Source organism: Paenibacillus sp. LS-5 (assembly GCF_056121505.1).
In genome coordinates this window covers 1-251 of sequence record NZ_JBWAVA010000102.1, presented here as the reverse complement: position 1 = coordinate 251, position 251 = coordinate 1, and the positions used below count along the sequence as shown (strand labels likewise).

The 251-nt window shown below is 57.4% G+C and carries 1 protein-coding gene; it reads left to right on the top strand.

Features of this window, described 5'->3' with window-relative positions; all coding sequences use genetic code 11:
- Window positions 1-251, top strand: a 251-nt coding sequence (locus AC0MA3_RS26640) for a serine hydrolase (protein WP_474658369.1), incomplete at both ends; no start/stop codon positions are given.

The following is a 251-nucleotide window of genomic DNA, read 5'->3' as shown; positions in this document are numbered from 1 at the left end:
TATGCCTGTATCCGATCGCACCCAACAATTCGCCAATACCGCGCTTTCGCAATTGTTCAATCGCGCGTTTGCACCGCTCGCCAATGCCGTGGCAGCCGGCCGCATTCCCGGGGGTGTGTTCGGCATCGTTGATCGGGATCAGCGCCGGATTATCCGGGCGATTGGCTCAGCTCAACGCATTCCGAATATCAGACCGATGCGGGTCGACACATGGTTCGACCTTGCATCGCTGACCAAGGTCATCTTTACGA